Raw genomic sequence first — 4,353 nt, 5'->3', positions numbered from 1 at the left:
GCAGCCGGTGCCCGTTCCGCCGTGGGCGCAGGGGCCGGGGTTCGCGCAGGGGCAGGGGTTCGCGCCGGTGCCGGTGGGCGCGCCGCGCCAGGGGCCGCCCGCGCCGCCGCCGTTCAGCCCGGCGGGGCCGGGGCAGCCGACGTTCCTGCCGCCGCGGAACTACCAGGCCGGGCCGTACCAGCAGGTCCTGAGCCCGCAGCGGCCACCGCAGCAGCCCCCGCAGCAGCCCCCGCCGCCTCCGCCGTACCACTGAGCCCTTTGGCCCCGGCACGAAAACCGCGCGGGCGGAAGTGGCAACACCCGCCACAAACGACCGCCATCGTTGTGCGGTTCTCCGGCTAGGACGCGCGCCGCCGGCGACCTACTGTCCGAATAAGTTTCACGTTTTGGACAGGAGGCCGCCATGCGGCTCGCTCGTCTCACCGCCGTCGCCGTGCTGGCGGGAGCGGCGCTGACCGTTCCCGGCACCGCGCGGGCGTCCGCCGACCAGCGCCACGTCACCGACGACCGGGGGCGGGCGCTGATCCTGCACGGACTCAACACCGCCAGCCGCGCCAAGAACGCCGACGGGCTCCCCTGGATCACGCGGGAGGACGTCGTCCGCGAGGCCCGCGACCTGGGCACCAACTCGGTCCGCTACCTCGTCCAGTGGAAGAACGTCGAGCCGCGGCCGGGCCGCTACGACGAGGGCTACCTGGACGCGGTCGCGCGGCGCGTCTCCTGGTACCGCGAGCAGGGCATGCACGTGATCCTGGACATGCACCAGGACATCTACGGCCCGGCCGCCTGCCCCGGCGCGGGCAACGGCGCCCCCGCGTGGGCGACGATCACCGACGGGCTGCCGTGCACGCCGCAGACCCCGTGGGTGCTGACCTACCTGCAACCGGGGGTGGTCCGGGCGTTCGACAACTTCTGGAACCACACCGGCGCGCATCCGGAGCTGATGCGGCGGTACGCGGCGATGTGGCGGCACGTGGCGCGGCGGTTCGCGGGCGACCCGGCGGTGCTGGGCTACGACCTGATCAACGAGCCGTTCGGGGGGACGCGGCAGCTCGGGTTCTTCGAGAAGCCGACGCTGACGCCGTTCTACCAGCGGGTCGTCAACGCGATCCGGGAGGTGGACCGGGACAACTGGATCTTCCTGGAGCCGCAGCCGGTCGGGCCCAACGAGGGCGGGCCGACGTTCCTGGACCCGGTCCGCGACCCGCGCCCCGGCGGGCCCCGGCTGGTGCTGGCGCCGCACCTGTACCCGCTCGGCATCGATCTCGGCGGGTCCTACAGCGGGCCGACCAGGGCGCTGGCGCGGGCGCAGCTCGCGCTGTGGCGGACCAACCTCCCGGCGGCGGCCCGGCGGCTGGGGACGCCGCTGTGGATCGGCGAGGTCGGCGGGATGAACGCCGACGCGGCCGGGGCCGGGGACTTCACGGCCGACTGGCTGACGCTCGCCGACGACCTGCGGATCGGCTGGGCGTACTGGTCGAACGACCCGGGCGCGACCGGCGTGACCGACGCGAACGGGAACCCGACGGTCTTCGGCCGCCTGCTGGCCCGGCCCCGGCCCCGCGCGATCGCGGGCACCCCGACGAGGATCTCCCACCGGTCCGGCGCGCTGACGGTGGCCTGGCGCAACCGGCCGGGGGTGAGCGGCCCGACGGAGATCTGGCTGCCCTCGGCGGCGGTCCCGAGGGTGACCGGCAGCGACCCGGCGGGACGCTGGTCCTGGCGCTGGGACCCGGCGCGGAAGGTCCTGTCGGTCTGGCACGACCCCACGACGCCCACCCACACCGTCACGGTTCGCTAGGAGATGCCGAGCGAACCCAGATTGGGCGGGGAATCCAGTTCCGTCAGTTCGATTCCCTCGGCGGCGACCACCACGTCCCCCGCCAGATGCACGGCGCGAATCTCCCCGGTCGCCAGGTCGGCTATTTCATAACGTTCGACGGGGAGAGGGGCCGTATCCGTTTCATGGGTCTCCACGTCGGCCAGACGCCACCGTTCGGCGATCGTCAACGGGGACAGCGTCGTGCCCGAGAAACGGACCAGGCGGACGTCGCGCTGTTCTCCCCCGGCCAGCGCCAGCGAACGCGCCACCGCGACCAGGAACCCCGGGGACTCCCCCGTGAAACCCGCCGCGGGCGCGTCGTGCTCGGTGGCCTCCTCGCCCGCCCCGCGCACCCACGCGACCGCCGGGCCCGTGACGCCGCCGCGCGTCCAGCGGGACGGGGTGACGATCTCGACGCGGATCTGCCGCCAGCGCGAGTCGACGACCAGATCCAGCCGGACGCCGTCGGCGCGTTCCCCGACATAGCGCCAGCCCCCCGGGCCCGGAGCGCACTGGAAACGCTCCTCGATCCCCTCGTCCAGGTGCAGGTATGTTCCACGCGGCATTCCGCCGACGCTATCCCAGAGCATGACGGCTGATGACAATCGGGTTTCGACGCCTGTTCGAAGAATGGTGGAATACGCAATACTCCGGACCATGTCAGGGGGCCGCGGGGAGGACGCCGGGTTCGGGGGCCAGCCGTTGCAGCCGGGCGACCCGCGGCTGGTCGGCGAGTACGAGCTGGTCGGGCGGCTCGGGCAGGGCGGGATGGGCACGGTCTACCTCGGCCGGACGCCCAGCGGCCGGGCCGTCGCCGTGAAGATCATCCGGGCGGACTTCGCGGGGCTGCCGCAGCTCCGCAAGCGGTTCGCGGCCGAGGTGCGGGCGGCGATGAACGTCAACGCGTTCTACACCGCCGCCGTCGTGGACGCCGACCCCGAGGGCGACCCGCCGTGGCTGGTCACCGCCTACATTCCCGGCCCGACGCTGACCGCCGCCGTGGACGGGCACGGCCCGCTGCCACCGGACACGGTGCGGCTGCTGGGCGCGCACCTGGCCGAGGGGCTGGCCGCCATCCACAAGAAGGGCCTGGTCCACCGCGACCTCAAGCCCGGCAACGTGATCCTGGCCGCCGACGGCCCGCGCATCATCGACTTCGGGATCGCGCTGGCCGCCGACACCACCATGCACACCGTCGCCGGGGGCCCGCTCGGCACGCCCGGTTACATGTCGCCCGAGCAGGCGCGCGGCGACGGCGAGATCGACTGGCGGTCGGACGTGTTCGCGCTGGGCGGGGTGCTGACGTTCGCGGCGACCGGCGAGGGGCCGTTCGGCAGCGGGCAGCCGCACGCGCTGATCTACCGGATCTGCGCGGAGGAGCCGCGGCTGGACGGGGTCCCCGCGGAGCTGCGGGACCTGGTCGCGGCGTGCCTGGCCAAGGAACCGGCCGCCCGGCCGGAGCCGCGCGAGATCCTGCGGCGGCTGCGGCTGCCGCGCGGCGCCGAGGCCCACTGGCTGCCCGGCGAGGTCGCCACGATGATCGAGGAGCGGTCGACGCCCGGCCACCCCACGACCCGCGCCCCCGCCCCGGCCGCCGTCCCGACCGGGACGCTGCCCGCGTTCGCCCCCGGCACGCTGCTGGAACGCGGCGAGCAGGCGATCGAGCGGGGCGAGCTGAACGAGGCGCGGCTGTGGCTGGAGCAGGCGGTGTCCTCCGAGGACCCCGACGTCGCGCCGCGCGCCATGCGGCGGCTGGCGCTCATCGAGCGGCGGCGCTCGGGGGCCGACGGCGCGCGCCTCTGGTACGAGCGGGCCGCCGCCAGCGGGCACCCCGAGGCCGCGCCCAAGGCGATGCGGGACCTGGCGCTGCTGGCCCGCGAGGAGGGCGACCGCGCCGGGGTCCGCCGCTGGTACGAGCGGGCCGCCGCGACCGACCACGAGGACGTCGCGCCGCGCGCCATGCGCAGCCTCGGCCTGCTCGCCCAGGAGGACGACGAGCTGGCCCGCGCCCGCTCCTGGTACGAGCGCGCCGTCGCCAGCGACCATCCGGCCGTCGCGCCGATCGCGATGAACGACCTGGGCGTCATCGCCGAGAAGCTCGGCGACCTGGAGGAGGCCCGGTCCTGGTACGAGCGGGCCGCCGCCAGCGGCGACCCCGAGATCGCGCCGCGCGCCATGCACAACCGCGGCTTCATCGCCCAGGACGAGGGCGACCCGGCCGAGGCCCGGTCCTGGTGGGAGCGCGCCGCCGCCACCGACCACCCCGTCGTCGCCCCCGCCGCCCGCCGCAACCTGCGCGCCCTGGACCCCTGACCCGCCCCCGGCACGAGGACGACCGCGAGCCGTGGGAGGCCGGTCACTTCGCCGGGCCGGTCCGGCAGGTCGGGTCCAGGCGGCGCGGCAGCCGCGTGTTGAGGGCCACGGCCAGGGTGGCCAGGCTCGCCGCGGCCGCGGCGACCACGGGGGACGGCGGCACGCCCGCCCACGCCAGCGACCCGGCGGCCCGCCGCGCGCAGTGCGGCGACCGCCTC

At 75.5% G+C, this 4,353-nt stretch carries 3 protein-coding genes and 1 pseudogene; 3 read left to right on the top strand and 1 reads right to left on the bottom strand.

The features are described from left to right. Positions 1-253: pseudogene (locus tag AKI01S_RS52420) on the top strand (CPBP family intramembrane glutamic endopeptidase); the annotation flags it as partial. Between the two features lie 150 nt (positions 254-403). Then, a complete protein-coding gene (locus AKI01S_RS48175; RefSeq protein ID WP_067833766.1) occupies positions 404-1,801 on the top strand; it encodes a cellulase family glycosylhydrolase in 1,398 nt (465 codons plus the stop codon). Here the strand turns inward: AKI01S_RS48175 and AKI01S_RS51515 are convergent. Continuing rightward, positions 1,798-2,388 (bottom strand): hypothetical protein, encoded by a 591-nt coding sequence (locus AKI01S_RS51515; RefSeq protein WP_067833763.1) that lies wholly within the window; start codon positions 2,386-2,388, stop codon positions 1,798-1,800. The two genes, AKI01S_RS48175 and AKI01S_RS51515, sit on opposite strands and share 4 nt — an antisense overlap. A 91-nt stretch (positions 2,389-2,479) precedes the next feature. Here AKI01S_RS51515 and AKI01S_RS52415 point away from each other — a divergent pair, with 91 nt between their 5' ends. Continuing rightward, entirely contained in the window at positions 2,480-4,135 is a 1,656-nt protein-coding gene (locus AKI01S_RS52415) for a serine/threonine-protein kinase (RefSeq protein ID WP_067833760.1), read from the top strand. Positions 4,136-4,353 lie beyond the last annotated feature (218 nt).

The organism is Actinomadura kijaniata NBRC 14229, assembly GCF_001552175.1.
Classification (GTDB): Bacteria; Actinomycetota; Actinomycetes; order Streptosporangiales; family Streptosporangiaceae; genus Spirillospora; species Spirillospora kijaniata.
This window is presented reverse-complemented; position numbering and strand designations above follow the sequence as displayed.

What these genes read in the sequence shown, in the direction of transcription:
- AKI01S_RS48175 (WP_067833766.1), top strand. Translation starts at nt 404, where the DNA reads ATGCGGCTCGCTCGTCTCACCGCCGTCGCCGTGCTGGCGGGAGCGGCG.
- AKI01S_RS52415 (WP_067833760.1), top strand. Translation starts at nt 2,480, where the DNA reads ATGTCAGGGGGCCGCGGGGAGGACGCCGGGTTCGGGGGCCAGCCGTTG.
- AKI01S_RS51515 (WP_067833763.1), bottom strand. Translation starts at nt 2,388, where the DNA reads ATGCCGCGTGGAACATACCTGCACCTGGACGAGGGGATCGAGGAGCGT.